The organism is Acinetobacter sp. LipI_19, assembly GCF_058242925.1.
The window spans coordinates 3,490,935-3,517,526 of sequence record NZ_JBZAYK010000001.1; the positions used below are offsets into that span (position 1 = coordinate 3,490,935).

Consider the following 26,592-nt stretch of genomic DNA (forward strand, 5'->3'; position numbering starts at 1 on the left):
CAGATAAAAAAGCGCAAAATATGACACATTCCTTACATCCTGCTGCTCAAAAAGGCTTCAGTACTGCTGCAGAACTTTATCAACAAGTCAGACCCAATTACCCACAAGATGTGGTCAAATGGTTAAAAGAAGATTTAGCCCTTGGCTCAGATTCAAGTGTTGTTGACTTAGGCGCAGGTACTGGAAAATTTCTCCCTTACCTCAAACAAGCAACGACCAATATTATTGCTGTCGAGCCCGTCACAGAAATGTTGGAACAATTGAAAATAGTACATCCTGATGTGCAAACGCTTCAAGCAAAGAGTGATCAAATTCCGTTAAAATCTGAAAGTATTGATGCTGTTTTGTGCGCGCAGTCATTTCACTGGTTTGCCAATATTGAAACTTTGAATGAAATTCACCATATTTTAAAACAGAATGGTCATCTTGGTTTGGTCTGGAACCAGCGTGATGAGACGATAGACTGGGTTAAAGCATTGGCAGATTTGCTCGCAACAATCGAAGATGACACGCCACGTTACCATAGTGGCCAGTGGAAATTGGTGTTTGAAAATCAATTTTTATTCCAACTTGAAACAGCCAAAGTCTTTTCACAAGTACAAACTGGAACCGTAGAAAATGTAGTGAGCAAGCGATTATTATCCACCAGTTTTATTGCTGCGATGTCTAAACAAGAACAACTCAAGCTAAAACACAAATTCGAACATATTGTCTTGGAATATACGGGTAAACATGCGCAAGATGAAATAGACTTCCCTTACGTTACCTATGTTTATAACTTTAGGAAACTGCGCTAATCGAAACGCTTTAATGAGGAATGTTTATCATGAATTTAATACTTCGCCCTTTACTCCTTTCAGGTTTACTCACATCAGTCGTTTTCATGGCAGCATGTTCTCCTAAAGATAGCCCACAGCAGAATAATTCATCTGAACCCAAAGATGCCTCTCAAGAGATCATGGATCAATTGAAAACCAAACCGATTAAAACCTTTCCAAGTACACCAGACGATGCTCACGATATTGCATTGCTTGAAGAATATGATCAAAAATTTACTGAAAATAATAATGCTTTAGAAGCTGATCTTAAAAAACGTGCTTCTGATGGAAGCCTTACTGAAGAAATAGATCGTCAGCTTAAACGTGATGGTATTGAATCTGCACTGAATATGCTCAAAGAGCTGGATCTAAAAACCGAACAAGGACGCTATATTCAAGGGTTACGCTATCAATATTGGGAAAATCAAGCCAAAGTCTATGATGAGAAAAAGCAATCTGCAGATGGGGAACTGAAAAATCCAAGTGATGCAGTCAAAGGTATGGGAGAAATGTTAAGTGCTGATGAGCAACTTGATCATTGGAAACAATTGACCGATAAAAGATAAAAAAACAAATGCTTTAATCTGCTCTTGTGCGCTAACAGATCGCACAAAAGCAGAAACGCTGATCAAGATTAAAACTCAATGCTAAGAAACTCGAATGCGACAACGCCATTGTTGATCAGGTTGTTTTGAAGACTCCCATGAACGAATATGCACCAATTCAATATAGTCTTGTCCTGGTTTTTCAGCTTTAAACCGGAAAGTTTTTGTTCCACCTACACCCACTGCCCCCTCTTCACTGTCATTTTGCAAATAGGTTTCTTCTGTTTTAAAAATTTTAAGTGGTTGTAATAACTGCCATTGATAACCTGTGCTAGGATTTTCAGGTGCATTGAAAACAAGTACCTCACCTACTTTCATATCCATCAAAGTTGGGCACTTTTGTTTCAATGTATACTCATGTGTTTTACCTTCCACTGTAGGACTTGAACTTTGACAAGCGACTAAGCCCAAACTGCAAAACAACAAAGTAAAACCCACTAAACCTTTCATTTATCACACTCTTTATGATCAAATTGGCTAAAATTATAGCAAACCTTATCATCTTCTCTGATGTGGCTCAATTTGAATTTAGATATTTTGCTTTTCCAACCACTGAATAGAATTTACACGAATCAGTTTACACGCCCCATCCCCCACACCATTCCAATCTAAAGCAGATTTCCACACCAAATCTTTATCATTCACTTGGACCAAATCGCCTGTTAAGCGAACGAGATCCCCGCGCTTTACCTGTTTGATTTGCTGAGCAATTTTAGGATTAGCCGGGATAATATGCATGTTACTGACCAATTGAGTTGCTAATTGAGCTGGAATGGGTGGTCGAGCCATTTTCCAATTTAAGAAACGGTCATATTGATTGATTGAAATCTGGCGGGCAATTTCAGGTTCAGTAAATAAACCACGAGTTACCGCATAATCAATTGGAGAAAATTTTGCTTGCTCATCATCTTTATATTCTTTTGAACCGAGAATCCGAAACTCCCCATGAAAGGGTTCTAAAACAGAAATTTTCTGATGTTGATCTATTGGCGCCAAACCATTGGCAATATTAAATGCTGGGTTACTTGTTGAAACTTTAGAGGAATCAGTAGATTGAAAAGCATATACCTGAAAAGTACTCAGTGCCATCAACGCTGCACAGATTAACTTTTTACTCATAATATGCTCCTCAAACCACAGTTAAAAATTGTACAAAATCTATAATCCTAGTATTAATATAAAAACTTAAAATAAAAATCGAGTTTCGGTAACAAAATACAGAGATTTCGTCCTATTTTTGTCTTATATTCAAAGTATGCTTTGGTTAGAATTTAGCTTATCCCCATCTAATTGCATAAAATTATGATTTATAGATTTTACCAACAACGTATCTTCCCGCATTTACTCAATCAAGTGATGCAAACACCCAGCATGATGGATGGACGTGCAGAATTACTTGGAAAAGTTCGAGGTGAAGTCTTAGAAATCGGTTTTGGCACAGGTTTAAACCTGCCATTTTACCAAGAGGTTGATCAAGTTTATGCACTTGAACCAAACCGCGATGTATACCAACTTGCTCAGAAACGGGTATTTGATGCACCCTTTCATGTACAACATATTCAAGCCAGTGCCGAAAAGTTACCTTTTGCAGATAATTCAGTCGAGAATATCGTCAGTACATGGACTATGTGCAGTATTGCCAATTTAGATAAAGCCATTCAAGAAATTCATCGGGTTTTAAAACCTCAAGGTACACTACATCTAATTGAACACGTTCAATATCATGACAATAGCACCCTAAAAAAATTGCAAGATATTTTAACCCCTATACAAAAGATTATTGCCGATGGTTGCCACTTAAACCGTAATATTGAACTTGAACTTTTAAATGCCAATTTTAAGTTTTCTGAAAAATATTATTTTGATGCTGAAGATCTGCCAAAAATTGGACGGCGTATGTTTATGGCCAGAGCACACAAGCTCTAAGCTTTCGTGGTTTAATAGAATAGATAAATTTAATAGAAAATTTGCGATAGTCAAACCACCTCATTATTCAGACAAGTGATTTTCATCAAGTTATTGATCATCAATGAAGCTTATGTTTTTGTATGAACTTTTAAAGGTTTTTAGCAATGAATAAGTTTTTGTATTTTTGAATCCTAGATAGTTATCCTACCCTACTGGGACGACAGAGATGTCGCCGTTGAGCGGGGTTACAGGACATACACCTCGCCCAATGAACAAAAACAAAGCACGGTTTTTTAGCGCAAGGTTTGGTATCCCTTACGAAAAGTGAGGCATCACCTACGCCAAGATACTTTAACTTTGATTGTAAAGTATGGCATTGCAAGCCTTTTTATAATCAAATAATTTATTTTTTCCATACAATTGCTTTAATCCAAAAGCTGCACACTCAATTACACTTTTATCCTCTAATCTTGAAAATCAATCCGAATCGTTTCAAAGCGTACTCGCCCATCATGAATTGCTTGAGCAATCGCTTGCTGTCCTTTAGTCAAACGTGCCCCACCACTCTTAATATCAATCAACACCACTTCAATATCCTCTGCCAAACCTTCACCATCTCGAAAATCGGTATAACCATCAAACACGACATAATCAATAGGATCACCTAAGAACTTGGCATCACTGGGTAAATAACGAAACTCAGGCATGATTGGTGCAAGTTGTTCCGCCATTTTGCCTTTCAGCACAGCACGACTGGTATTTACACTACGCTTTTGCGCGCTTGCTAAAGCCTGCTGATGCTCTAACTCCAACTCAGCAATATACTGTTCGTACTCTGCTTTTATTTTGCCATTACGCGTACTTGATAACACGATTGTGGTTAAAACGATGCCAATACACGCACCAATTAACATCGCCATCCAGATGGACATGCTTTTTCCTTTAACTCGATATCTTGCACAATGTAAACAACTACTAAAGTTTTGTCATGTATAACCTATATGCTAAAAATTAATGCTAAAGTAAGGTGAAGGTTAGCTTACAGACTTAATTGATCAATCATGAAAACAATACTTGTTGCAAATTTAAAAGGCGGTTGTGGGAAAACAATTACAGCAATAACATTAGCGACAGCGCTTGCACAAAAAGGCTATAAAGTGGCCTTGGCTGATGCAGATGGACAAAAATCTGCACTGCAATGGTTAAAGCAACGCCCTAACACTGCAGCAACAATTCAAAGTCTGGATTGGCGTCATGAAAAATCAATTGGTGATGCACCTAAAAACCTAGATTATTTAGTAATTGATGCACCAGGTGCCTTAACTGGTGAACATGCAGAACAACTGATTAGTGAGTGCCATGCTGTAGTCACTCCGCTACAACCTTCTTTTTTTGATATCGACAGTACTCGACGTTTCCTTAAACACATCCAAGACATTAAAAAAATTCGTAAAGGCAAAGTTTCTGTATATCTGGTTGCCAACCGAATGAAAGCCAACAGCTCTAGCTCGAAAGATATTCAGCAATTCTTTGATAAAATCGAACAAAAACCTGTTGCATGGATATCCGAACGTACTGCCTATAGCCAATTGGCGATGCAAGGTTTAAACGTTTTTGATAAAACCCAAAAGAACTTTTTAACCATTCAAGAACAATGGCAACCCTTACTTGATGCTTTAATAGACGATCCAAGCGATTGGTTCTAAAACCAATTCAATAAAGATCAGATAAAGTAGGGTTAAAATTTGCCACACTTTATTTTTCAGTTAATATTGAGTCAATCACTCACAATTTTTAGAGTAATTCGTGCAAGATTTCACTTCGAACTTACAACGTATCTTATTGTTTGGATTATTGTTTATCCTTATTTTTCTAGGTTACGATATTCTCAAATACTTCATTGTACCTGTGTTATGGGCCTGTATTATTGCCTATATGACTTGGCCAATGTACAAACGCATCTTAAGAATGTTTGGTTCGAATCGACCTACCCTCAGTGCATCACTCATGATTACGCTGGTGGTTTTGGTGGTTGGAATTCCACTGACTTTTGCCATTTTTATTTTACAACATGAAGGACGAAATCTTTATTTCGACCTCCAACGCCAATTATCTTCAGGTCATTTGACTGTTCCAGACTTTATCCGTGAACTCCCCATCATCGGCAAAGAAGTTAGCCGTACTGTACGTGAAATTAATGCTGATCCTACCAGCCTTTCACAAACCATTGGTCTTTGGATTCAAGGCCATATGAACTATGGTAAATTCGTCTTGAACGAAATTACCAAAAATCTGGTTAAGCTAGGTTTTGCAATCATGTCTTTATTCTTCTTCTACCTAGATGGTCAAACCATTTTGGAGCAAGTCAGTAAAGCCTTACAAATGTTAATTGGTCCACGTATTCACCATTATCTTGATACCATTTCTGAGACGACTCGGGCTGTGGTTTATGGTGTTGGTTTAACTGCCGTTGCTCAAGCATTTCTTGCTGGTGTGAGTTATTTTGTTGCAGGTGTACCCAATCCAATGGTCCTTACCATTGTGACGTTCTTGATGGCACTGATTCCATTCGGCCCTCCTGTTGCTTATGGTGCAGTTTCATTATGGCTTTTCTCACAAGGTCAAACCATGGAAGCAATTGGTGTAATGGCTTGGGGTGTTTGTATTGTCAGTACTGCTGATAATGTGATTCGACCTTTGGTTATTTCAGGTGCAACCAAGATTCCGTTCTTGTTGATCATGTTTGGTGTACTTGGTGGATTAGCAAGTTTTGGACTGGTTGGACTGTTTATTGGCCCTGTCATTCTTGCAATTCTCTTGGCAATTTGGCGTGAGTGGTTACATGAAACTACTGAATCAGAGAGCCTCATGCCTGATGCAACAATGGCTTATGACATTGATGAGGATAAACCCACCAAATCCTAAGCTGAATGCCAGCAAGTAAACGTTAAAATGCAATAGTTATAACCACTATATTCGCCAATAAGCATGAGTTGGCGAATATATCTTGTATAGCTATCTTTAATATCGCAGATATACTACGTAATGATTTTCTTCATTTATTTTAATCAACATAATCAATACCAATCAAACTCTCTGTTAAATAAATTCATACAATCAGACATTTAATTCACATTGTTTATCCTGTTGGGCTTTGTTTGAATAGTTACTAATCATAATCAAATACTTTGGATGCGTTCAATGACATCTACTTTTTTTAAAACTTCTATACTTTGTACATGTATCACCCTATTTACAGCAGCATGTAGTACAACAACGGTCAACCCTAAGCTTAAAACACCATTACAAACAGTAGATATTCATGCTGTATCTGCACAAGGCATTGGTTCAAAAATTGGTACAGTGAGCTTGCAAGACTCTCCAAATGGTTTAACAATCAACACTCAACTTAGCCACTTACCTTCGGGTTATCATGGTTTTCATATTCATGAAAAAGGTTCATGTGCACCTGCTGAAAAGGATGGAAAAATGGGCGCTGCTTTAGCTGCGGGTGGGCATTTCAATCCTCAAAAAACTGGTCATGGCACCCCGAATGATGGACATATGGGGGATTTACCTGTACTGAATGTAGATTCCAATGGAAATGCAAAAACAACCTTAATTGCGCCACGTTTAAAATTGGCAGATATTCAAGGCTTAGCCATCATGATTCATGCAGGCGGGGATAACTATTCAGATCATCCAAAACCCCTTGGTGGTGGTGGAGATCGTATAGCATGTGGTGTGATTCAATAATTTGATCATAAATTGTGGATAAGTCTGCTCTTATCCACATCTTTTTTATTTCAGATGTGAAAGCGCATAACGACGGCAATGTTCCAAATAACCAGCCTCATGTACACTCATCAATTCAACAATACTCCGCCATAGCCAAAATGGTGCCTCGATGGTTTTTGATTGATTGCGTTTTAACTCTTTTATCCAAGCATTGCGTACTGGATCATCCATCTGTCGAGCATGTGCACGACCAACCACAAAAGCCAAATAGAAAGCCAAGTCTTTGGCTTCAACTTCATTGACCCCTTCTATTTCGAGTTTTAAATCTTGTGGCAATAACTCTCGAATAAAAATCGAAGTATCTAAAAACTTACTTGCTCGCATCCGCTCCCCTAAAAATGGTGATAAGTGTCTTGCACCTTCAACAATTCTTGCTGCATTGTCTTTTGGCATCGGTGTATTTGAATAACGTGGTGCAAGTGCTGTTGTGGCTTCTTTCAGATCCATTAAACATAGGCCTTTCCCATCTCTGACAATATGATTGGATGAATCCATCAGTACGATATAGCGCAATAGGCCTAAAGAACTGCACCCTTTAACCCAATATGCTGAATCGATGACTTTCAATTGAGCGGATTGATCACGCTGGCCAATCATTGTGACCAAGTCCTGAATATCAGGCTGATTAAAAACACTGTGGATTTCGAGATGTTCTTTTTTCAATAGGGGCCAAAATCGTTTCCCCAAGATGATTTCTGGCTTTAAAGCTTCTAAACGCTCTCTTGCTAAATTTTTCCAGGTTCGCTTCAGTGCTTTCTGCATTGCACTATGCACAAGGACAGGTCGCTGTAATTTACCAATCCCCTGACCATTGTGTGCTAAGGCATAAACATAACCCGCGTAAAGCGCTTCAATCATCTGTGCGGTAACGACCCCAGGTAAATCAGAGCTACGTACAGCCGTCGCTAAGGATAGTCCTAAGCGGATAACATCATTGGCTGGATTACCAATCACGGTTTGATCTAAATCACGAATCTCAATATCAATTTTACCCTCTGCATTGGCTACAGGACCCAAATTACCGGTATGGCAGTCCCCACAAATCCAAATCGCTGGTCCTTGTGGTATCGAACTTATTTCCGCTTGCTTTAACCAATCATAATATTTGGCAGTATTGCCTCGTACATAGGCATGGATGGAACCTGCCATTTTTAAATTACGACGTTCTGTTAATTCAGCATTGCGGTAACGCGGTTGTTTTATTTCAGTGTTTTGCTTTCTTGGCATTTTTACTATTTTAAGTACTTGATCACTTATTCTGAGTTTTTTTAAGCGTTTAAGTAAGGGCTCAACTGTATATAAAATGTTGAATATTACCGTTTCTTTTTTACATTTCTACATGCAATAAATCATATCGCCTTATCAGAAACGAGTAAAATATTGAAACGTCCAAGCCACTGAATAGACACTGTGAATAGCTATCAGCAAATCTTTCAAAATATAAAATCAAATTCGACTTTGATTTATTGCATACAGATTTTGATTGTTTTAACTGGAACAACGCTTGGCCTGTATTTTCTAGGTTATGATCAACTTATTGTACCGATTACACTTGGCGCAATTGCAACAGCACTCACTGATTTTGATGACCGACTCAGTATTCGGTTAAGAAATCTAGGCTTGGTCTGTGTGCTGTTTTTTACTGTCAGCAGTATTTTAGATTTTTTACATTCCTATAAGCTTTTATTTTTAATTTACTTGTCGCTTTCCAGTGGGGCTTTTATCTTAATGGGTGCCTTAGGGCAACGCTATGCCACCATTTCATTTGGTACTGTGCTCTTGTCAATTTATACCATGTTTGGCTTAGGTGAATATTCTGAGTGGTATCAACAACCCAGTTATTTTGTCATGGGTACATTATGGTATGGCTTGACCTCTATTATTTTCTACTTGCTAAAACCGACACAGGCTGTACAAGACAACCTCTCTAATAGTTTCAATCTTCTTTCCGAGCTTTTGACATCAAAAGCAAAACTATTTGATCCTGATAATGTCGACAATATTGAACAGCTTTTATTTGACCTATCTTTGCAAAACAGCCAGTTGGTGCAAAACTTAAATTTAACCAAAGCCTCATTACTCACCCGATTAAAAGCCTCTCGTGCAAATAAAAACACCATCTACTGGCTCAACTTATATTTTTTGGCCCAAGATATTCATGAGCAAGTTACTTCCAATTATTTGCACTATGAAAAGATCCAACAGAACTTTAGCCGCACAGATTTAATTTATCGCATTCAAAAAAATGTCCGCTTACAAGCGCGCAATTGCCAACAACTTGCTGAGGCAATTTTAAAGCGTCAAATCTTTCAAACGCATCCTGACAATAGTATTGCTTTAGCACATTTAGAAAACTCAATGCTGGAATGGATTCAACAAAATCCACATAATTTAGAAGTAAAAAACTTACTGTTGGTGTTAAAAAATCTCAAAAATGTGCAAGATCAATTTATTAATCTGAGTATTGAACAAAGTAATTATCAGCAAAGTTATAGCCACCATCGAGATAATCTAAATTTATTGGATGATGATATCCATGATCTACCAGACCTTTGGCTCAAGATTAAACAACATTTAACCCCAAATTCTGCATTGTTTCGCCATGCGGTGCGAATCTCATTTGTGTTTGCTGTCGGGTACACAATTTCCTTACTACCCTTCGCAAAAAATGGCTATTGGATTCTACTCACGAGTTTATTTGTCTGCCAGATCAGTTATTTTGCCACCAAAAGTCGTTTAAAACTGCGCACTTTAGGAACTGTATTAGGCGTACTTTTAGGTATTCCCATTTTATATTTTATACCTAGTATAGAAGGACAGTTACTTCTCACTATTATTTTTGGGGTATCCTTTTTCTACTTACGTTCAAAAAAATATGCCATGGCGACTTTAATGGCAACCCTAATGGTTTTGTTGATCTTTAATTTAAAAGGTGCAGGCTATACCATTATTTTACCACGTATTATCGATACTATTTTGGGATGTGTAATCGCATGGTTTGCGGTCAGTTTTATTTGGCCAGACTGGAACTTCCGTGATATTTCCAACAATATTCGTAAAAGCAGCAAAGCAACATTAGACTATTTCGATGCGGTTGTTGAGCAATATCAACAAGGCCGAACCAATAGTATTGATTATCGTAAAGCACGCCGAGCTGCACATAATGCACAGATTGAATTATCCACGATGATTTCCAGTTTAAGTGCTGAACCCAATCCAAATCAGGATTTAATTCACAATGCATTTAGATATTTGGTCTATAGCCATAGCCAGCTCAGTTATGTTTCTGCTTTAGGCAGTCATCGTGAACATGTGCATGATCAGCAGATTTTAGATTTGATGTTGTGGTGTAAAGACACGTTAAATGATGTTTTGCTTAACCAATCCGCTGTAAATGAAGCATTAATTGAAACAAAGCTCACTGAGATTCAGAACATCAATGATCAAGAAAATTTATCAGATAATTTACTTTTGGTGCTTAAACAAATCAGTTTATTATTGGAAACCTTACCTGAGTTGTTAAAACTAAAAACAACTTTACTTCGATTAGAAATTAAATAGCAAGAATCACAAAATATTTTGAGACATCACATGAAATTTAAAATTTTCCTAACGTTTTTATTTTCTGGATTGGCTATCGGTGCTATGCCCAATGCTTTTGCAGATTCTCAATTTAATCAAGACTTACAGCAATTTTTAGAGTGTAAAAAGACACTGAAAAATTATTATGACTTAGGTTTTGACTTTGAGGATGATTTGAAAAAGAATGGCTGGATCAAACAAGGTGAAGAATATAGCTATGTCAGTAAAGTCCCCATTACGGTATTCGGTCAATCTACAGATCAAATTAGCTTAGTTTCTGGTGGGATGCTGGCTGTTTTAAAAAATGCGAACACCCAAGTTCTCGCGAAAAAGTTTCAAATTTCTCAAAACCCTTTCTTTAAAGATATGCCTTATTTCTCAGGAGAGAAAATTGTAAAAACAGATCTTGAGACCAAAGAAATGGAAAAATCTTTGCGTAAACTGACTTTAGCTGAATCTAATCCAGTTGTAGATGAAGGTGAACATAAGACCTATATCGGTTGTGTTTATATCACTGAATTTGAACAGCAACGGCAGGATGCAGCAATCAAAGCATTACAATAATTTATCCTGAATATCGGAGCAAACTTTTGGGTCGGGAGGCTAAAATATTATTCTCCAGAATGATCATCAATTCATTTAAATGAATCAATTTTATTTACTCATTTTTTAAAATAGTTTAGATAATTCGGTTAGACTCAAGCTTCATTCTCATTTGATTAAGTGACCATGAATATCAAATCTTTACGTATTGTTGGTTTTCTCGAAGGCATCTCCTTTCTCCTTCTTCTCTTTATTGCTATGCCTTTAAAATATATTTGGGATACACCAATCTATGTAAAATATATTGGCATGGGGCATGGTGTGCTATTTCTTGATTTTTTGGCAGTTTTATTGATGGTCTGTGGAAAACAGAAGTGGTCTATTAAGATATTTATTTTAGGTTTGATTGCTTCAATTTTACCTTTTGGACCTTTTGTTTTTGATCATAAATTAAAAGCATTACAACAGCCTTAACCTGTTTTATTTATGAAGCAAAGCCCCCTCTCCTTTTATAGGAGAGGGGAACTCAAGTGAGCTTAAAATTCACCATTTGCTTTACGTTGCAGCATAATTTTTTTCACTATTCTACGTGGAATAGTGAACCACAAAGTAATTAAAGCAAAGCATGACAACGCATAAGCCCAGAGATGGAACTGTTCATACAGAATTCGAATCAGTTCAATTACAAAAAAGAAAGTGAACATCATCAACACTGAAACAGCAGCAGCGACAGTCCCTTTAGAAACTTCGGATGACATTAACGCAAAACGATAAAGCACTGAAAAACTAATTCCTTCACCAAAACTGACTAAGGTCATCCCTAAAATAACGCAATAAAGAAAATATTCGCGCCAAATTATTCCTGCCACAACAATTGAGGTACCTAACAGCATCAAAGGTAAGCCAATCAAAACTGTTTTACCTAGCGGCAAACGATCAATCACTTTAATCAGTGCAATATTGCCAAGAATCAATCCACCCAATACAGGAAATTGTGCCAGTCCATATTGCATACTACTGAGTCCCAGTTCTTCAACCAACATCACAGGAGATAACGCAATCCATAGCATTAAAGGCATCGCCACCATCGGCAAACCGAGGGTCAGGCCCATGAAAGTCTTGTTTTTTAGGACTTGCATATAATCATCCCAAATATAACTCAAAGGCTTTTTGGGAATACTGGTAGTACGTGATGGCATTTTGGCTTTTAGACCAAACCAACTGAGAAAAGCTAAAAAAGCAATCGCAATAAATCCCCAATGCCATGACACATGATCAATCAGGAAAGCACCAATGACTGGGCCAATCAAAGGGGCAAGCAAAGAAATATTTGCCATCAGTGCCATGACTTTAATGGCATCACGCTCTTCAAAAGTTTCTTGAATCGCAGCATAACCTACCGCTGCGATCACAGATAAACCAAAACCTTGCAAGAATCTTAAAACAAGAAAACTTTCAATATTGTGGGTAAACAGAATTGATAAACAGGTGATAACAAAAAATGCAACACCTGACAATAAAACTTTCTTACGTCCTAAACGGTCAGACAAAGGTCCGAGTATCCCTGCGACGCATGCCCCGCCGAGGAGATAAAATGACATAGATGATGGTGCCCATGCACTACTCACACCAAATTCCTTGGTAATTGCGAGCATCGCAGGTTGGACCAAATCATTACCGATATAAACTGAAAATTCAAATAACACCAACGCCAATGGAAACATAAGCGTAGCGCGACTCAAACTTGCAGTTTGTTGTTTTTGCACTAAATTTTGCATTGTTTTCTACATATCATTATCGGCTTGCATCGCTCACACTACTTTTTTTAAAGATAAGTGTACGCCCAATGACAAGCACTGAAATATAAATATTAAATTGTGGAATTTACGTTGAATAAAGGCAGTTCAACACCGTATTCACAAGGTGTCTAATTCAATAGGTAAAGTAATTGCTGAAACTATATTTGTGAGATTTTTTAACTTGACCCGATCTATAAGAAAGCTCATAGAAGTACACACAGGTAAAGTTTGGGTAGTCTAACACAGACAAATTTTCAGGGGAAGTTGAACATTTATTATTCTTCAGCTACTCTAAATACTGGTTAAGCTGATATAAATAATTTAAATGAAAAATAAAAATCCTGTATCACTGATCATTATTGGTCTGATTTTATTGTTGATTAGTGGAGGACTTTATTTTATAAGTTCTGCACCAAATATTAGCGCTGAAGATCAGGCTCGATGTGAACAATTGGTTCAAAAGAAATATGCGGAAGATTCGAGCTCAGTGATTGAAAGCTGTAAAACAGATACAGGCTTTGTGGCCTTGATGGATGTTCAGGCCAATGGTACTGGGTCGGCTGAAGATACGGCAAAGGCAATTAGTTCAGCCAACCATAAAGAATTGGGTTTTGGTATATTTGGCAAGTTCTTGATGGGATTATGCGTAGGTGTCGGAATTGCGATGCTAATCAAAGGCTTGATTGCACTCAAAAACAAACAACAATCGATAAATTAGCTATCAAAGCAAATTATAATTCACATAATTTGCTTTATTCATCATGTAGCACTTTTGATTTGATAAATGTGCCACGTTTAATATCATCATATGCTTCAAGAATTTCAGCGTAGCTATTCATCACAAAAGGGCCATGACCGTTGATGGGTTCTTGAAGCGGTTTGCCTGTCAGCAGCAGCAATTTACACTGTTGCAATGCCGTAATTTCTAAGTCTTGTTCTAAGCTCGACATGACGGCAAGCCCTTGCTCTTCAAATATCTCATCTTCAGCTTGAAACAATGCCTTGCCGGTTCGTAAATAAACCAGTGTGGTTTCCCCTGCACCAGCGGGCAATCTCACCTTATGCCCTGCTTGGATTTCAATATCTAAAACATGAAGTGGCGAATGCGTTTTTGCTGGCCCTTGTTGTCCTTGATAATGCCCAGCAATCACCCGTACCGTTCCTGCGCTATTCGGAAGTTCAATCACTGGAATATTTGCTTTTCGTAAACTCTGATAACGTGGTGGGTTCATTTTATCTTTAGCTGGTAAATTCACCCACAGTTGCACCATTTCAAAATAGCCACCCGTTTTTGAAAATACCTCACTAAAGACCTCTTTGTGTTCTACACCGGAAGCTGCGGTCATCCATTGCACATCACCCGTTGAAACAATACCACCACCACCCGATGAATCACGGTGTTCTAATTCACCAGCAAAAATCAGGGTAACCGTTTCAAAACCACGATGAGGATGCTCACTCACCCCTTTGCGTAAATTGGTCGGTTTTAAAACACCAGGTCCTAAATGATCCAGTAACAGAAAGGGAGAAACCGTATTGCCTAATTCATAGTGCGAAAATACAGAAAGTACAGGATAAAAATCTCCTATCGCAAAGCGGGTGTCATTACGATGAATAAAGGCAAGGGTTTTCATAGTGTCACTATTCTCTGATTGAGTAAAAGCATTAGCCATAAAAATGTTGTTTTAAATTAAAGCTATATTCGGTGAGATATTGCTTTAATTTTTCAATATCATTAGTAGGTTCAATCGTTCTTAGATTAAGGGCTTCAATTTTATCTTCTAACAGTTTTAAGATCTGTGCTTGTTCAGCGACAGGTAATTGTGCTTTTTCTTTTTGCTGTTTTTTGATTTCTAAATAATCTTCTGCCCAATGACGTAATGGATCATGGGAGTCGATTTGATCAAACAATTGCGTAATCTGGAGTTCAGGCATAATTTGCTGTGTTGCCAACTCTGCTGACATCAGACCACGAATAGAATAAAACACTTTTTTATAGGTAAAGTTATCTGCAGTTTGCATGACATGCATACCACCTTTAGCCAGCGACAAGTAATGATAATACAGAGCTTTATAGTCTATTCGTTCAAGTAAGCCATCTCTAAAAATTTCCCATTCAGGAAATTGATTGAAATAGACAATATGTGCACGTACCCACTCTAAAACAGTCGGATTACTTTTTGCCAAAAGTCCAAACATTTTATTTAAGTCGAATGAAACGAAATCAAAGTCGCCATCCATGATCTCGATTAAATCACGGTGTTGGCGATAATCGTAATATTGTGCCTTGGAGGGTAGATGAAAACCACGCACATCGTAATCACTGTCTGGACTTGCCATGCCCCATAAACGACTACCGCTTTCGATATAAAACAGTGGATGTTCATCTCGGTTTTGGAATAAGTTTTGAATTTCTTGTTGGATGTTCATTGTGTTCACATTTTGGGTAAATCTATAGGTTTTATAACATCAATTTCAGTGCTTTTTAAATTTTCTTTGAATTCAAGATCGACTCCCCTTTATTTTTAATTTAAAAGTTTTATCAATAATCGCTTTAATTCATCATGATACTTACCAGCATAATTTGCTTTATGTTGGATATATAGCCAAGCCTCCTAATTATTCATACAAGTGATTTACATCAAGCCATTGATCATAAATAAAGCTTATTTTTTGTATGAACTTTTAGAAACTGTTGGTTATCAATTCATTTTTTGTACTTTTAAACCCTAAATGATTGTCCTACCGTGGGGCGACATGGATGTCGCCGTTGGGCGGGGGTACAGGACGTACCCCTCGCCCAACATGAGCAAAAACAAAGCAGGGCTTTGTTTGCAGCGCAAGGTTTGGTATCACCTACGAAAAGTGAGGCATCGCCTATGCAATGGTATTTAAACTTTGAATATAGGGTGTGGCATTGCAAGCTTTTTTATAATCAAACAATTGATTTCCACATGTAATTGATTTAATTAAAAATATCAATCAAGAGAAGTTATATTCTTGTGTATGAGTTTTTTGACAGATTGACTATCATTCAACTTCTTGTATCAGTCAAAAATGCGAAAGATCAAAAGCATTACCTACAATTAAAATATTCATTTATTGTGATTTGCCAAATAAAAAACGTACCAAATCTGATACGTTTTTATCCAGCATTTCTATCTATTTTCAATAAGAAATATAAAACAGCCAAAGATAATTATCCTTTAGCTACAAATTTTGAATTTCTTAAAACATTTTCATGACGCTCTAATGCTAATTCTATGAGTTGAGTAATTAATTCAGAATACGTGATTCCACTTACCTCCCAAAGCTTTGGATACATACTGTTATTAGTAAAGCCAGGTAAAGTATTTACTTCATTTAGTAAAACATCGCCATTCTCAGTCAAGAAAAAATCGACACGTGCAAGTCCCAAACAACCTAAAACTTTAAAAGCTTTAATCGAAATCTCACGAATCTTATTACTTTCCTCTTCTGAAATTGAAGCAGGAATCACCACTTCAGAAGATTGATTATCTATATATTTTGCTTCATAAGAATAAAAACTAGACTTTACAACCACTTCACCACAAACACTGGCTTTGGGATTGTAATTACCCAAAACACCGCATTCAATTTCACGACCTTTAATAAACTTTTCAATCAATACTTTGCTGTCATATTGAAATGCGTTTTCTAAAGCAACAATAAACTCTTGTTCGTTTTCAACTTTACTGACACCCACTGAAGAACCTTGATTCGCAGGTTTCACAAAGACTGGAAGTCCTAAAGTATTTTGAACCTCATGGAAACTCACTGCGTCTGGCTGGTAAGCATGAACAGTTAAAAATGGTGCAACCGCAATCCCAGATCCTTGTAACAAACGCTTGGTGACATCTTTATCCATACAAATTGCAGAACTTAAAACATCTGAACCAACAAAAGGTAGATCTAAAATTTTAAGCATGCCTTGTAATGCACCATCCTCGCCTAAAGTCCCATGAATGATAGGAAAAATAACATCTATGGGTGGTAATCCTTGCGCATTTTCAATTTCAAAGATTTGAGATTGTTTTGACTGCAAATAATCTTCATGTTCACGAGGGGCGAGAGAAATTAATTTAGGATCGTGGTCATATTCTAAATAATGAGTAACATCCAAGATACGCCAAGCACCATCTTGGTCTATTCCAATCAAACTAAGATCAAACTTTTGCAGATCTATTGCATCCACGATATTTTGTGCTGATTGTAGTGACACACGATGTTCTGATGATTTTCCACCAAAAATTATTCCAACTCTAGTTTTTGCCATTTTTGTTTGTACCCTGATTTTAATCTTCCAAATCTTTAAATCCCGATAAATAATTGATCAAGGACATTTTGCCTTTTGGAAGGTCTTGGTGTTCTTACCACGATAACACTGATATTCCTTCTGCATATCTATACGTTTCCACTGACCATCAATATTTTTAAAGCTATATACGCTACGAATAGAACGTACTGAATCATCCATCAAACCCGTTTCAGTCAACTTCACTTCTGCAACAGTAGGTGATTCCACACTATTAAAATATTGGCGCAACTCAACAGTCGCGAGATCCTTACGTAAATCAGGACGTTCATTTAAAACCTGACTTAATGGGGTCTCTGAACCACCCACTTTATTCATTAAATTTTGTGTTGTTGCACAGCCAGATAAAGTCACTAAACAAAATACTGAAATTAAACTCAAACGATTCATTCTGATCACCCTAAAACTAAAAGCATAGCCTAATGATGCTATGCTTTTTAAACGTACACTATTTAAAAACTGTGTCTTTATGACTCAGCTGCAATATGGCTAACATCGAGCACTATGATTTGTTGATCATTTTCATCAAACATCAAGGCTTGATTACCTAGATCCAGCATATAAAAATGCCCTACATTGGTTAGAAAATGCCAAGCAACAATCTCTTGCCCATTATACTCATGTGATGGATCACCAATGGTAATACGATCTAGTTCCTGACCTGCTTGCTGGCATAAGGCTTGAATAATTTTAAAATAACGGGGGCTGTTTTCAGCTGCCTGCTGTTTACGTTGTTCTAAATTTGGAATTTTGGCTGTAACTTGCTCGATAATCGCCAAGATTTGATCTTCATCGACAACCTGTAGCTTTGGATGCTGTTTTAACCATCGACTATTGATTTCAATCAAATCTTCACTATCATTCAATGCATAAAATTGGTCATCAAAAGCATTGAGAATATCTCGCTGCTCATTTTTTCCAAAGTATTCACCCTCTAAGAACTGTTCTAATTGCTCATCCGTAAACTGATCAATTAAATCCGCACTTTGCTCAAAGAGAGCCGAATGCCCAGTCGCATTCATGGCTTTTAATCCTTCACGAACATGTTTCACCATGAACGCATCCCAACCTGTGTTATAAACAAATTGTGAAAAACCGCCATTATTCACTTGAGCAAGATAGTAATCGACAAAATAACTATATAAAGCCTCTGCGGATACTTCATCATATTCAACATAATGTTCAAATAAGCCATTTAAGGTATCAATATTGGACATAATCACATCATAGTGATCATCACTATCTAAACTTTGTTTAGAAATTAAAATCTTATCAATGAGCATAGTTTTCAGTTTCTTATCAATATTTAAGCGCAATCAACATAACAAATTTTCGGCAACAAATGGCGACAAGCATGTAACTTTATTTTATCTTTTGTTTGGCAATAAAAAAGCGCTTCTCTCGAAGCGCTTGTACAAGCGAGCTATTTAAATCATTACAGATCAAATAACTTACCTGGGTTCATGATGCCATTTGGATCAAACACTTTCTTCAAGGCTTTCATATATTCAATTTCTTCAGCAGTCCGCGTGTAATCCAGATAAGGCTTTTTGGTCATGCCTACGCCATGCTCTGCAGAAATTGAACCGTCATATTTCTTCACAGTTTCAAATACATACTTATTTACTACCTGACATTTGGCAAAGAATTCATCTTTAGATAAATTCACAGGTTTTAGAATATTTAAGTGCAGATTTCCATCCCCAATATGGCCGAACCAGCAGATTTCGAAATCAGGATAATTTTCAGCGACAATCGTATCAATTTCCTTAATAAAAGCAGGAACATGTGTAATCAATACTGAAATATCATTTTTATATGGGGTAAATGGTGCAATCGTTTCAGAAATATCTTCACGTAAACGCCATAAGCTTTGAACTTGTTCAAGATTTTGGCTCATCACCCCATCAAGCACCCAACCTTGTTCCATACAATGCTCGAAAATTTCCATCGCAGCATCCATAATCGGCTCATATGGTGCTTCAAATTCAAGTAAAACGTAGAATGGGCATTCTGTTTCAAATGGACGTTGCACATGACCACGATCCAAAACTTTTTTCATCGCAAGTTCACCAAAGAACTCAAAAGCAGTTAAATCAATTTTGCTTTGAAATGCGTGCAATACTGGCATGATTGCATCAAAATCAGGAACTCCCAATACCATCACTTGTAGATCATGTGGTTGACGTTCAAGTTTAATTTCAGCTTCGGTCACTAAACCTAAAGTCCCTTCACTACCAATAAATAAATGTTGCATTGCATAACCTGTAGCATTTTTAATCATGCCTTTGTTTAAACGCAATACATCACCTTTACCCGTCACCACAGTCAGACCAAGTATCCAATTACGAGTCATGCCATATTTGATGACTTTAATCCCGCCGGCATTGGTTCCAATGTTACCACCCAATTGTGATGAGCCCGCAGAAGCGAAATCAACGGGATAATACATCCCTTGTTCTTCTGCATAGTTCTGCAACTGTTCCGTCACCACACCCGCCTGAATACGCACCATACGATCAGCTGGATAAAATTCTAAAATTTGGTTCATTTTGTCGAAACTCACGACAATTTCACCATTGGCAGCAACAGCACCTGCCGATAAACCTGTACGTCCACCCGATGGAGTAATCGCAACATTAAATTGATTAGCCAATTGAACAATAGCTTGCACTTGTTCTGTGCTCGATGGAAAAACGATGACCGATGGCTGAGGATCAAAATGCTTAGTATGGTCTTTGCCCCAATTTTCTAAGCTGTCAGCATCGGTTTTAATCCGGTTTTCACCGACGATTTGCGTCAATTGGGTCAATAATTCAGGTGCTATCGTTACTGGAGCATTCATCGTTTTGCGGACCTAGCAAGAAGTAAATAAGTGGTTGTCGTACTATAACATTCGAGATTTTAAATCAGTCTGTGAAAATTTTTCAGCATTTTTTTACAGCTGAAATCGTCAATTTTACTGATTTTAGCAGTATTTTACCTAGATGACTGCTGAGGATAAAGCACAGATTTGATTCACATTATCCACACTTTGTGTATAAAGTGGCTGCAAGCACTATAAAAATCAATGCATTAGCATTTCATTTAATTTTTGAATAATGCTTATCAGAAATCGTAGATAAAATATCCACTGTCCTGTCACAATCAAAATATCTATAGAACAAGGTCTATGGTATCATATTGCGACTAAATTTGGCCTTTGTAGCGGAGCCGTAATGAGCCAACATCTTTCACTACCTAAAGATAAAATTCGTTTCTTGTTGTTAGAAGGCGTTCATCAAAACGCAATCGACACGTTAAATGCTGCCGGATATACCAATATCGATTCCCGTAAAACTGCGCTTGAGGGTGAAGCGTTGAAAGAAGCGGTTAAAGATGCACACTTCATTGGTATTCGTTCCCGTACACAATTAACTGAAGAAGTCTTTGCAGCTGCGAATAAATTGATCGCAGTGGGTTGTTTCTGTATTGGAACAAACCAAGTGAATTTAAATGCAGCCATGATTCGTGGTATTCCTGTATTTAACGCACCATACTCAAACACTCGTTCAGTTGCTGAATTGGTTCTTGCAGAATCTATTCTTTTACTTCGTGGTGTGCCTGCTAAATCTGCTTCAACTCACCGTGGTGGTTGGAACAAGTCTGCTGTAGGTTCATTTGAAACGCGTGGTAAAACTTTAGGTATCGTGGGTTATGGCTCTATTGGCTCTCAACTTTCAGTTTTAGCTGAAAGCATGGGTATGCACGTCATTTATTATGATGCAGTGACTAAGCTTCCTATGGGTAATGCACGTCAAGTCGGTTCTTTAGATGAACTCCTTGCAAATGCAGATGTTGTTACACTGCATGTACCCGATGTTCCTTCAACACGTAACTTCTTTGCAAAAGCTCAATTTGCGAAAATGAAAGAAGGTTCAATCTTCATCAATGCTGCACGTGGTACATGTGTAGTTATTGAAGATTTAGCAGATGCAATTAAATCTGGCCATATTGCTGGTGCGGCTGTTGATGTGTTCCCGAAAGAGCCTAAAGCCAATGGTGAAGAGTTTGTTTCTCCACTTCGTGGTCTAGACAATGTGATTTTAACACCTCACGTTGGTGGTTCAACCATGGAAGCGCAAGCTAACATCGGTCTAGAAGTTGCTGAAAAATTTGTTGCTTATTCAGATAAAGGTATGACTTTATCTGCAGTAAACTTCCCTGAAATCGCACTTCCATTAACTGAAGGTAAACACCGTTTACTGCACATTCATAAAAACGTGCCAGGCGTGTTATCTAAAATTAACAACCTGTTTGCTGAACACGGCATCAACATTTCTGGTCAGTCATTAATGACTAAAGGTGATGTGGGTTACTTGGTGATGGATGTAGACGCAACTGCATCTCAAGAAGCGCTTGATACACTTCAGGAAGTTGAAGGCACAATCCGCGTTCGCGTATTGTTCTAAGACGACGAAAGCTAGAAAACCACAGGTATTTGCCTGTGGTTTTTTTATTGGGCTTATAAATCTGGTTGAGGTCTTTCTCTTTCAAATGACTTCTTTCGTTAGTTAAATGATTTGATCAATAAACTATTTAGCATCTTCTCTCCCTCTACTCTACAAAGACAGTGTACTATCTAGAACTCAATAGGCTTTCAAATTACATTACTTTTTCATATAAATTGTTTTAAATAAGAAGTCTATTGCAGATATTTTCCGCCAAGTCCTGAGTCTAAATTCTAGAAAGAATGCCAAATTTTAAAAATGCACCACACCTTCAAGCTATAGTTTTATTGTTCATTGCCATGATCAGTATGCAAAGTAGTGGTGCATTAGCAAAAACATTATTTGATCAATTTCCAGTAATAACCATTTCCGCTATGCGTTTATTACTCGGCTCATTGATTTTAGCCGTGATTTTTAAAATTTGGCAGGTCAATTTTAAACAGGTGAAATGGTCATCCATCATCAGTTATGGTATTGCCCTTGCAGGAATGAATGCTTTATTTTACTTATCGATTCATCGTATTCCGCTCGGAATCGCCGTAGCGTTTGAATTTATTGGCCCGCTCAGTGTGGCTCTATTTCATGCACGGCAAAAATTCGATTTTATTTGGGTCGGACTTGCGATACTTGGACTAGTTTTACTGTTTCCATTTGATCAGGCAAAGCAAACTCTCGATCCTATTGGCATTGCCTTTGCCTTAGCTGCTGGCACTTGCTGGGCGCTGTATATTATTGCAGGTCAACGACCTTCAGGAGTTTCTGGAAACCATACCGTATGCTTGGGGATGTTTGTAGGTATGTTGTGTTTAATGCCAATTGCCTTATTTTCAGGGATGCCTTTAAAAGTTTTTGAACCTTCAAATTTAATTTATTTTATTGCGTTGGCGATCTTAGCAAGTGCATTGCCGTTTTCATTGGAAATGATTGCATTAAGAAATTTATCTGCTTTAAGCTTTGGCACGTTAATGAGCCTAGAACCTGCAATTGCAGCATTTTCAGGATTTATTTTCTTAAATGAACAATTATTATGGACACAATGGTTAGCCTTAGCCACTATCATTAGTGCATCGATTGGTTGCACCGTAACCGCACAAAAAGCACGGGATATAGAATAAACCATGCCAAAAATTGAAATAAATGATGGATGAGAGTTAACTCATGATTTGAGCACAAAGACTTGGTTTTCTATTGGCACATTTTGATCTATTTCAACAAGCGTTAATTCACTTCCAAAACAAGCACCTGTATCTAAAAAATAGCAATTATGCTTCTTGGTGACAAAATCAACTACTGTATGCCCTAGAAAAACCTGTTCCACACCAACAACAGTTGAATAACGCATAAAGCGTTTATTTTTAATTCGCCCTCTGCCCCATAAAGCCAACTCTCTACTTTTAGACCGTGTTGCAACTTTAAATGCATCCCAATCATTTACATCAATATCCGCATGCACAAAACCATATTTCTTATTTTGATAAATGACTTCTAACAGTATGGGTAAAGTGTTTAATTGATCTATGACTTGTTGTTGCTGTTCTGAACTTAATGCATAAAACCATTTTCCACCATGATGCGTATGCATATCTTTCATCATTGGATCGATCTGCGACAGTAAGCACATTTCTTCATGATTACCTAAAATGGCTTTAAACCAAGGCTCAGTAATCAGTTGCAGACATTGCAAACTGTCAGGACCTCGATCAACAAGATCCCCCACAGCAATCAATAGATCTTTTTGAAAATCAAATTGAATTCGTTCAAGCTGTTGCATCAACATATCATAACAACCATGTAGGTCTCCCACCACAAACAAGCGCCCTGTGTGATGGGTATAGGTTTCAACATGAGATAGGTTGTGTTGCGATAACTCAGACATAGATTGATCTTTGATTAAAACTCAATTGAAGCTGCTTCAATATGCTGGTTTTTTTTGGCTAAATCCAAATATTTGCTGGCAGTTTTTTTATCTTTACGCACCCCGATCCCATCTTTATAAATTTTAAATAATTCAAAATAAGAGTCGATATCGCCATGATCAGCCGCTTGTTTAAACAAATCTGCACTTTGGCTTAGATCCACCTCGACACACTTACCTTCCTGATACATTTGCGCCAGCAGAAAGAATGCACGTGGAACTTTTAGTTCTTTGGCTTTATTTAACCAAAGTAGTGCACCATCCGCATTGTTTTGACGTTGTTCAAAAATCGACATACACAGCATAGCCTGCACATGCCCTTTCTCTGCGGCTGAATTTAATAATGGGAGATGATGTTCATGTTCTAACGGTAATAACATCGACAATTCAAACTGTGCGTCTGGATGGTTTTGCATTGCAGCACGTTCTAACCAAGAAATGCCTTGATCAAGATTTTTCTCAGTTCCCATCCCATAACGTAAACACTGCGCTAAAGAGTATTGAGCTGGAACATTGCCTGAAACCGCAGCATGTAATAATAAATCAAAAGCCAGCGTTGCATATTCTTTTTGCTTTTGCTCAGTTTTGGCATTTTCCGAGTTTTTTAACAGCGTCACGGCGGCTAAATAGGCGGATTCAATATGTCCATTTTTTGCCGCTTTAAGTAAATGTTCTTGTACAACTGTGGCATCCACTTTAGCACTTTGCTGTTCGATAAGTGCACAAACATAGCAACCAAATGGATCATTGTTTTCTTGTGCGAAATTGGCATATTTAAAAGCGACATCAGGGTTGTTTTGTTTTAAATAACTAAATGCCAATAAAGCACAGGCAAAATAATCTTTTTCTGCAATTTTCAATAATTCATTTTGAACTTTGATTGGATCAAAGCCTGAAAATTCGACCAAAAACTTCAAACTATTTTGATGCTGATTTTTTAAATAATTATCTAAAAGTAGTTGATAAGCTAACTGTAAATCTTGTGACAATTGCTGTTGGGCATAAACAAAAATCGCTTCTGGGTGATTCAGTTGAACCGCCCGTTGTAAATGAATTAATGCTTGTGCTTTTGTCAGATGATCGGTGGCATTATTCAACCCTAGATAAGCAAGTTCTAAATGGGCAAGTGCATGATTAAGCTTTGCTGCATGTTGAAAAAAAAGAATGGCAGACTGAACACTTTGATTCAGATAACGGCCTAAAACATGCCACTGCCCTAACAAGGTACTTGCAGGTGCAAAATTCTGATTGGATGCATTGACCAACAAATCAACACGTGCTTGGGCATCTTGCTCATTTTGAGCAACCCCTTGTTGTTCTAGTTTAAGTACGTCGATATACCAAGCTTCTGCTTGTGAATGTTCTGTTCCATTTAAGTCTAAATTTTCAGTTTTATTCGTATTTCCTGACATCTTTTATTCCTAACACATGTGCCATTGCAAGTATAATCATCCCCATCTTACAGATGAGTTAGCTGAATCTCAAAGGGAAATGTTGAATCAACATTCATCTATTCTCGAAATACTTAAATAAAACCTAGAAAGTGTTAAAATCTGCGCAATATTTTTCTTCACCTTAGATATGCCAAACTCTCAACTCACTGCTGTGCTTTTCATGGTCTTATCTATGGTGGCTTATCAGATCAGTGCCTCATTTGCAAAACAGTTATTTGAGGTTTTAGATCCGATTACTGTGGTTACCTTAAGATTATGTTTTGCTTCTATTTTAATTATTTTAATGTTCCGTTCTTGGAAAATTATAAAACGTTTACCTTATCTCAGATGGAATGAACTGCTCTACTATAGTGGTTCAGTCTGTTTGATGAATGTGCTGTTCTATGCCTCTTTAGGGAAATTACCTCAAGGCATTGCAGTTGGTTTAGAGTTTTTAGGTCCATTAACTTTGGCACTACTTTCGATTAAGCGAAAAGGTGACTATATTTGGGTGTTTCTTGCCATCATCGGTATTACACTGATGGTGCCTTGGCAAGATGCGACACAACATAATTTTTCCTATCTTGGTGCTGCTTTTGCTTTGGGTGCGGGCATATGCTGGGCGAGTTATATCTATTTCGGGCAAAAAGTTGTACGACAAAATATTGGTATGCATGCGCTTAGTATTGCAATCGTCTTGTCTGCCTTGGTTATGCTGCCAATCAGTGCCGTTCACAACCCAGATGCCTTACTACAAACACAGTACTGGGGCAAAGCCTTGCTGATTGCACTTTTAGCAACCGCCATTCCTTATGCCTTAGATCTGCTTGCTTTAAAACAATTAAGCAAAATGAGCTATGGTACTTTATCGAGTCTATCTCCAGCTCTTGCCGCAATTTCAGGTATGGTATTACTGAATGAACATATTACTGCTTGGCAAACCGTTGCTTTAGTCTGCATTATGATTGCATCGGTAGGAGTAACATTTAGAGCGGCGAAAAGCTCAAATGCTCATTAAAACATTATCAATGCTAACACACTGCCAGTAATACATAATCCCGACCATATTTACGCGGTTTTTAGGAAGAAAAGAAGATCAGCGTAAATAAATGATATAGCCAACCTGTCAATAAACTCAGACACAAGAGCATAATTCTTATTACTTAATATTCCAAATTAAATCAATGATATGTAGAAATAAATTATTTAATTATAAAAATTTGGAATGCCACACTTTTCGTAGGGGATACCAAATCTTGCGCTGCAAACAAAGCCCTGCTTTGTTTTTGCTCATGTTGGGCGAGAGATACATCATGTACCCCCGTCCCACGGCAACATCCATGTCGCTCCACGGTAGGATAATCA

The 26,592-nt window shown here is 37.5% G+C and carries 26 protein-coding genes; 13 read left to right on the forward strand and 13 right to left on the reverse strand.

Going from position 1 to position 26,592, the window contains the following annotated elements; all coding sequences use genetic code 11:
- Positions 1 to 20: 20 nt before the first annotated feature.
- Together AC4CVF_RS16790 and AC4CVF_RS16795 are read left to right on the forward strand one after the other, a co-directional pair.
- A complete protein-coding gene (locus AC4CVF_RS16790) occupies positions 21 to 797 on the forward strand; it encodes a class I SAM-dependent methyltransferase (protein WP_336952246.1) in 777 nt (258 codons plus the stop codon).
- A gap of 29 nt (positions 798 to 826) precedes the next feature.
- On the forward strand, positions 827 to 1,384 hold the full coding sequence (locus AC4CVF_RS16795; RefSeq protein WP_336952248.1) for a hypothetical protein: 558 nt from the start codon (positions 827 to 829) through the stop codon (positions 1,382 to 1,384).
- Between the two features lie 81 nt (positions 1,385 to 1,465).
- On the opposite strand, the gene AC4CVF_RS16800 is transcribed toward AC4CVF_RS16795, so the two are convergent.
- Complete coding sequence (locus AC4CVF_RS16800; RefSeq protein ID WP_336952249.1) at positions 1,466 to 1,873, reverse strand: protease inhibitor I42 family protein; 408 nt, start codon at positions 1,871 to 1,873, stop codon at positions 1,466 to 1,468.
- Positions 1,874 to 1,951: 78 nt separating this feature from the next.
- The gene (locus AC4CVF_RS16805; protein WP_336952250.1) at positions 1,952 to 2,542 is read right to left on the reverse strand and encodes a hypothetical protein; all 591 of its coding nucleotides are present in this window, start codon (positions 2,540 to 2,542) and stop codon (positions 1,952 to 1,954) included.
- A gap of 183 nt (positions 2,543 to 2,725) precedes the next feature.
- On the opposite strand from AC4CVF_RS16805, the gene AC4CVF_RS16810 reads away from it, so the two are divergent.
- Entirely contained in the window at positions 2,726 to 3,349 is a 624-nt protein-coding gene (locus AC4CVF_RS16810) for a class I SAM-dependent methyltransferase (RefSeq protein ID WP_336952251.1), read from the forward strand.
- Between the two features lie 446 nt (positions 3,350 to 3,795).
- Here AC4CVF_RS16810 and AC4CVF_RS16815 read toward each other — a convergent pair whose 3' ends face one another.
- On the reverse strand, positions 3,796 to 4,263 hold the full coding sequence (locus tag AC4CVF_RS16815; RefSeq protein WP_336952252.1) for a Holliday junction resolvase-like protein: 468 nt from the start codon (positions 4,261 to 4,263) through the stop codon (positions 3,796 to 3,798).
- Positions 4,264 to 4,392: 129 nt separating this feature from the next.
- Here AC4CVF_RS16815 and AC4CVF_RS16820 point away from each other — a divergent pair, with 129 nt between their 5' ends.
- The 3 genes from AC4CVF_RS16820 (at position 4,393) to sodC (ending at position 7,087) form a co-directional block, all read left to right on the forward strand.
- Positions 4,393 to 5,037 carry a ParA family protein gene (locus tag AC4CVF_RS16820; RefSeq protein WP_336952253.1) on the forward strand — a complete coding sequence of 215 codons (645 nt, stop codon included), beginning with the start codon at positions 4,393 to 4,395 and terminating at the stop codon, positions 5,035 to 5,037.
- A gap of 100 nt (positions 5,038 to 5,137) precedes the next feature.
- Positions 5,138 to 6,256, forward strand: a complete 1,119-nt coding sequence (locus AC4CVF_RS16825) for an AI-2E family transporter (RefSeq protein WP_490789733.1) — start codon at positions 5,138 to 5,140, stop codon at positions 6,254 to 6,256.
- Between the two features lie 276 nt (positions 6,257 to 6,532).
- Complete coding sequence (gene sodC / locus AC4CVF_RS16830) at positions 6,533 to 7,087, forward strand: superoxide dismutase [Cu-Zn] SodC (protein ID WP_336952255.1); 555 nt, start codon at positions 6,533 to 6,535, stop codon at positions 7,085 to 7,087.
- 45 nt (positions 7,088 to 7,132) lie between these two features.
- Here the strand turns inward: sodC and AC4CVF_RS16835 are convergent, their stop codons facing one another.
- Positions 7,133 to 8,356: a DUF2252 family protein gene (locus AC4CVF_RS16835; protein WP_336952256.1), complete on the reverse strand. Its 1,224-nt coding sequence runs from the start codon at positions 8,354 to 8,356 to the stop codon at positions 7,133 to 7,135.
- A gap of 183 nt (positions 8,357 to 8,539) precedes the next feature.
- Here AC4CVF_RS16835 and yccS point away from each other — a divergent pair, with 183 nt between their 5' ends.
- The 3 genes from yccS to AC4CVF_RS16850 all read left to right on the forward strand — a co-directional run bounded on the left by yccS (position 8,540) and on the right by AC4CVF_RS16850 (position 11,728).
- Positions 8,540 to 10,690 (forward strand): YccS family putative transporter, encoded by a 2,151-nt coding sequence (yccS, locus tag AC4CVF_RS16840; RefSeq protein WP_336952257.1) that lies wholly within the window; start codon positions 8,540 to 8,542, stop codon positions 10,688 to 10,690.
- Positions 10,691 to 10,720: 30 nt separating this feature from the next.
- Positions 10,721 to 11,275, forward strand: coding sequence for a hypothetical protein (locus tag AC4CVF_RS16845; RefSeq protein ID WP_419358968.1), 555 nt, complete (start codon positions 10,721 to 10,723; stop codon positions 11,273 to 11,275).
- 165 nt (positions 11,276 to 11,440) lie between these two features.
- Positions 11,441 to 11,728 carry a DUF3817 domain-containing protein gene (locus tag AC4CVF_RS16850; RefSeq protein WP_490789734.1) on the forward strand — a complete coding sequence of 96 codons (288 nt, stop codon included), beginning with the start codon at positions 11,441 to 11,443 and terminating at the stop codon, positions 11,726 to 11,728.
- A gap of 62 nt (positions 11,729 to 11,790) precedes the next feature.
- On the opposite strand, the gene craA is transcribed toward AC4CVF_RS16850, so the two are convergent.
- Positions 11,791 to 13,032: a chloramphenicol efflux MFS transporter CraA gene (gene craA, locus AC4CVF_RS16855; RefSeq protein ID WP_490789735.1), complete on the reverse strand. Its 1,242-nt coding sequence runs from the start codon at positions 13,030 to 13,032 to the stop codon at positions 11,791 to 11,793.
- A gap of 346 nt (positions 13,033 to 13,378) precedes the next feature.
- Here craA and AC4CVF_RS16860 point away from each other — a divergent pair, with 346 nt between their 5' ends.
- Positions 13,379 to 13,771: a hypothetical protein gene (locus tag AC4CVF_RS16860; protein WP_336952262.1), complete on the forward strand. Its 393-nt coding sequence runs from the start codon at positions 13,379 to 13,381 to the stop codon at positions 13,769 to 13,771.
- A 34-nt stretch (positions 13,772 to 13,805) separates the two neighbouring features.
- Here AC4CVF_RS16860 and AC4CVF_RS16865 read toward each other — a convergent pair whose 3' ends face one another.
- From AC4CVF_RS16865 to AC4CVF_RS16890, 6 genes are all read right to left on the reverse strand, one after another.
- The gene (locus AC4CVF_RS16865) at positions 13,806 to 14,687 is read right to left on the reverse strand and encodes a pirin family protein (RefSeq protein ID WP_336952584.1); all 882 of its coding nucleotides are present in this window, start codon (positions 14,685 to 14,687) and stop codon (positions 13,806 to 13,808) included.
- A gap of 31 nt (positions 14,688 to 14,718) precedes the next feature.
- Complete coding sequence (locus AC4CVF_RS16870) at positions 14,719 to 15,483, reverse strand: nucleotidyltransferase domain-containing protein (RefSeq protein ID WP_419819678.1); 765 nt, start codon at positions 15,481 to 15,483, stop codon at positions 14,719 to 14,721.
- A gap of 769 nt (positions 15,484 to 16,252) precedes the next feature.
- Positions 16,253 to 17,350, reverse strand: coding sequence for a D-alanine--D-alanine ligase (gene ddlA, locus AC4CVF_RS16875; protein ID WP_490789736.1), 1,098 nt, complete (start codon positions 17,348 to 17,350; stop codon positions 16,253 to 16,255).
- Positions 17,351 to 17,407: 57 nt separating this feature from the next.
- Positions 17,408 to 17,779 (reverse strand): hypothetical protein, encoded by a 372-nt coding sequence (locus AC4CVF_RS16880; protein ID WP_004818679.1) that lies wholly within the window; start codon positions 17,777 to 17,779, stop codon positions 17,408 to 17,410.
- 77 nt (positions 17,780 to 17,856) lie between these two features.
- A complete protein-coding gene (locus tag AC4CVF_RS16885) occupies positions 17,857 to 18,672 on the reverse strand; it encodes a DMP19 family protein (RefSeq protein ID WP_490789737.1) in 816 nt (271 codons plus the stop codon).
- Between the two features lie 152 nt (positions 18,673 to 18,824).
- Positions 18,825 to 20,234 (reverse strand): FAD-binding oxidoreductase, encoded by a 1,410-nt coding sequence (locus tag AC4CVF_RS16890; RefSeq protein ID WP_336952266.1) that lies wholly within the window; start codon positions 20,232 to 20,234, stop codon positions 18,825 to 18,827.
- Between the two features lie 373 nt (positions 20,235 to 20,607).
- Here AC4CVF_RS16890 and serA point away from each other — a divergent pair, with 373 nt between their 5' ends.
- Both serA and AC4CVF_RS16900 read left to right on the forward strand, forming a co-directional pair.
- Positions 20,608 to 21,840, forward strand: a complete 1,233-nt coding sequence (gene serA, locus AC4CVF_RS16895) for a phosphoglycerate dehydrogenase (protein WP_490789738.1) — start codon at positions 20,608 to 20,610, stop codon at positions 21,838 to 21,840.
- A 281-nt stretch (positions 21,841 to 22,121) separates the two neighbouring features.
- Positions 22,122 to 22,994 (forward strand): EamA family transporter, encoded by an 873-nt coding sequence (locus AC4CVF_RS16900; RefSeq protein WP_419358976.1) that lies wholly within the window; start codon positions 22,122 to 22,124, stop codon positions 22,992 to 22,994.
- 41 nt (positions 22,995 to 23,035) lie between these two features.
- On the opposite strand, the gene AC4CVF_RS16905 is transcribed toward AC4CVF_RS16900, so the two are convergent.
- Together AC4CVF_RS16905 and AC4CVF_RS16910 are read right to left on the reverse strand one after the other, a co-directional pair.
- Positions 23,036 to 23,755 (reverse strand): metallophosphoesterase, encoded by a 720-nt coding sequence (locus AC4CVF_RS16905; RefSeq protein ID WP_336952269.1) that lies wholly within the window; start codon positions 23,753 to 23,755, stop codon positions 23,036 to 23,038.
- A 14-nt stretch (positions 23,756 to 23,769) separates the two neighbouring features.
- A complete protein-coding gene (locus AC4CVF_RS16910; protein ID WP_419358980.1) occupies positions 23,770 to 25,206 on the reverse strand; it encodes a tetratricopeptide repeat protein in 1,437 nt (478 codons plus the stop codon).
- A 169-nt stretch (positions 25,207 to 25,375) separates the two neighbouring features.
- Here AC4CVF_RS16910 and AC4CVF_RS16915 point away from each other — a divergent pair, with 169 nt between their 5' ends.
- Positions 25,376 to 26,245: an EamA family transporter gene (locus AC4CVF_RS16915; RefSeq protein WP_336952271.1), complete on the forward strand. Its 870-nt coding sequence runs from the start codon at positions 25,376 to 25,378 to the stop codon at positions 26,243 to 26,245.
- The last annotated feature ends 347 nt before the right edge of the window (positions 26,246 to 26,592 follow it).

Bases quoted from the DNA above. Each gene is read 5' to 3' on its own strand.
- AC4CVF_RS16795 (WP_336952248.1), top strand. From the start codon at position 827: ATGAATTTAATACTTCGCCCTTTACTCCTTTCAGGTTTACTCACATCA.
- AC4CVF_RS16865 (WP_336952584.1), bottom strand. From the start codon at position 14,687: ATGAAAACCCTTGCCTTTATTCATCGTAATGACACCCGCTTTGCGATA.
- AC4CVF_RS16915 (WP_336952271.1), top strand. From the start codon at position 25,376: ATGCCAAACTCTCAACTCACTGCTGTGCTTTTCATGGTCTTATCTATG.
- serA (WP_490789738.1), top strand. From the start codon at position 20,608: ATGAGCCAACATCTTTCACTACCTAAAGATAAAATTCGTTTCTTGTTG.
- sodC (WP_336952255.1), top strand. From the start codon at position 6,533: ATGACATCTACTTTTTTTAAAACTTCTATACTTTGTACATGTATCACC.
- AC4CVF_RS16820 (WP_336952253.1), top strand. From the start codon at position 4,393: ATGAAAACAATACTTGTTGCAAATTTAAAAGGCGGTTGTGGGAAAACA.
- AC4CVF_RS16890 (WP_336952266.1), bottom strand. From the start codon at position 20,234: ATGAATGCTCCAGTAACGATAGCACCTGAATTATTGACCCAATTGACG.
- AC4CVF_RS16805 (WP_336952250.1), bottom strand. From the start codon at position 2,542: ATGAGTAAAAAGTTAATCTGTGCAGCGTTGATGGCACTGAGTACTTTT.
- AC4CVF_RS16850 (WP_490789734.1), top strand. From the start codon at position 11,441: ATGAATATCAAATCTTTACGTATTGTTGGTTTTCTCGAAGGCATCTCC.
- AC4CVF_RS16910 (WP_419358980.1), bottom strand. From the start codon at position 25,206: ATGTCAGGAAATACGAATAAAACTGAAAATTTAGACTTAAATGGAACA.
- AC4CVF_RS16880 (WP_004818679.1), bottom strand. From the start codon at position 17,779: ATGAATCGTTTGAGTTTAATTTCAGTATTTTGTTTAGTGACTTTATCT.
- AC4CVF_RS16810 (WP_336952251.1), top strand. From the start codon at position 2,726: ATGATTTATAGATTTTACCAACAACGTATCTTCCCGCATTTACTCAAT.
- craA (WP_490789735.1), bottom strand. From the start codon at position 13,032: ATGCAAAATTTAGTGCAAAAACAACAAACTGCAAGTTTGAGTCGCGCT.
- AC4CVF_RS16800 (WP_336952249.1), bottom strand. From the start codon at position 1,873: ATGAAAGGTTTAGTGGGTTTTACTTTGTTGTTTTGCAGTTTGGGCTTA.
- AC4CVF_RS16870 (WP_419819678.1), bottom strand. From the start codon at position 15,483: ATGAACATCCAACAAGAAATTCAAAACTTATTCCAAAACCGAGATGAA.
- AC4CVF_RS16905 (WP_336952269.1), bottom strand. From the start codon at position 23,755: ATGTCTGAGTTATCGCAACACAACCTATCTCATGTTGAAACCTATACC.
- AC4CVF_RS16790 (WP_336952246.1), top strand. From the start codon at position 21: ATGACACATTCCTTACATCCTGCTGCTCAAAAAGGCTTCAGTACTGCT.
- AC4CVF_RS16815 (WP_336952252.1), bottom strand. From the start codon at position 4,263: ATGTCCATCTGGATGGCGATGTTAATTGGTGCGTGTATTGGCATCGTT.
- AC4CVF_RS16835 (WP_336952256.1), bottom strand. From the start codon at position 8,356: ATGCCAAGAAAGCAAAACACTGAAATAAAACAACCGCGTTACCGCAAT.
- ddlA (WP_490789736.1), bottom strand. From the start codon at position 17,350: ATGGCAAAAACTAGAGTTGGAATAATTTTTGGTGGAAAATCATCAGAA.
- AC4CVF_RS16900 (WP_419358976.1), top strand. From the start codon at position 22,122: ATGCCAAATTTTAAAAATGCACCACACCTTCAAGCTATAGTTTTATTG.
- AC4CVF_RS16885 (WP_490789737.1), bottom strand. From the start codon at position 18,672: ATGCTCATTGATAAGATTTTAATTTCTAAACAAAGTTTAGATAGTGAT.
- AC4CVF_RS16860 (WP_336952262.1), top strand. From the start codon at position 13,379: ATGAAAAATAAAAATCCTGTATCACTGATCATTATTGGTCTGATTTTA.
- AC4CVF_RS16845 (WP_419358968.1), top strand. From the start codon at position 10,721: ATGAAATTTAAAATTTTCCTAACGTTTTTATTTTCTGGATTGGCTATC.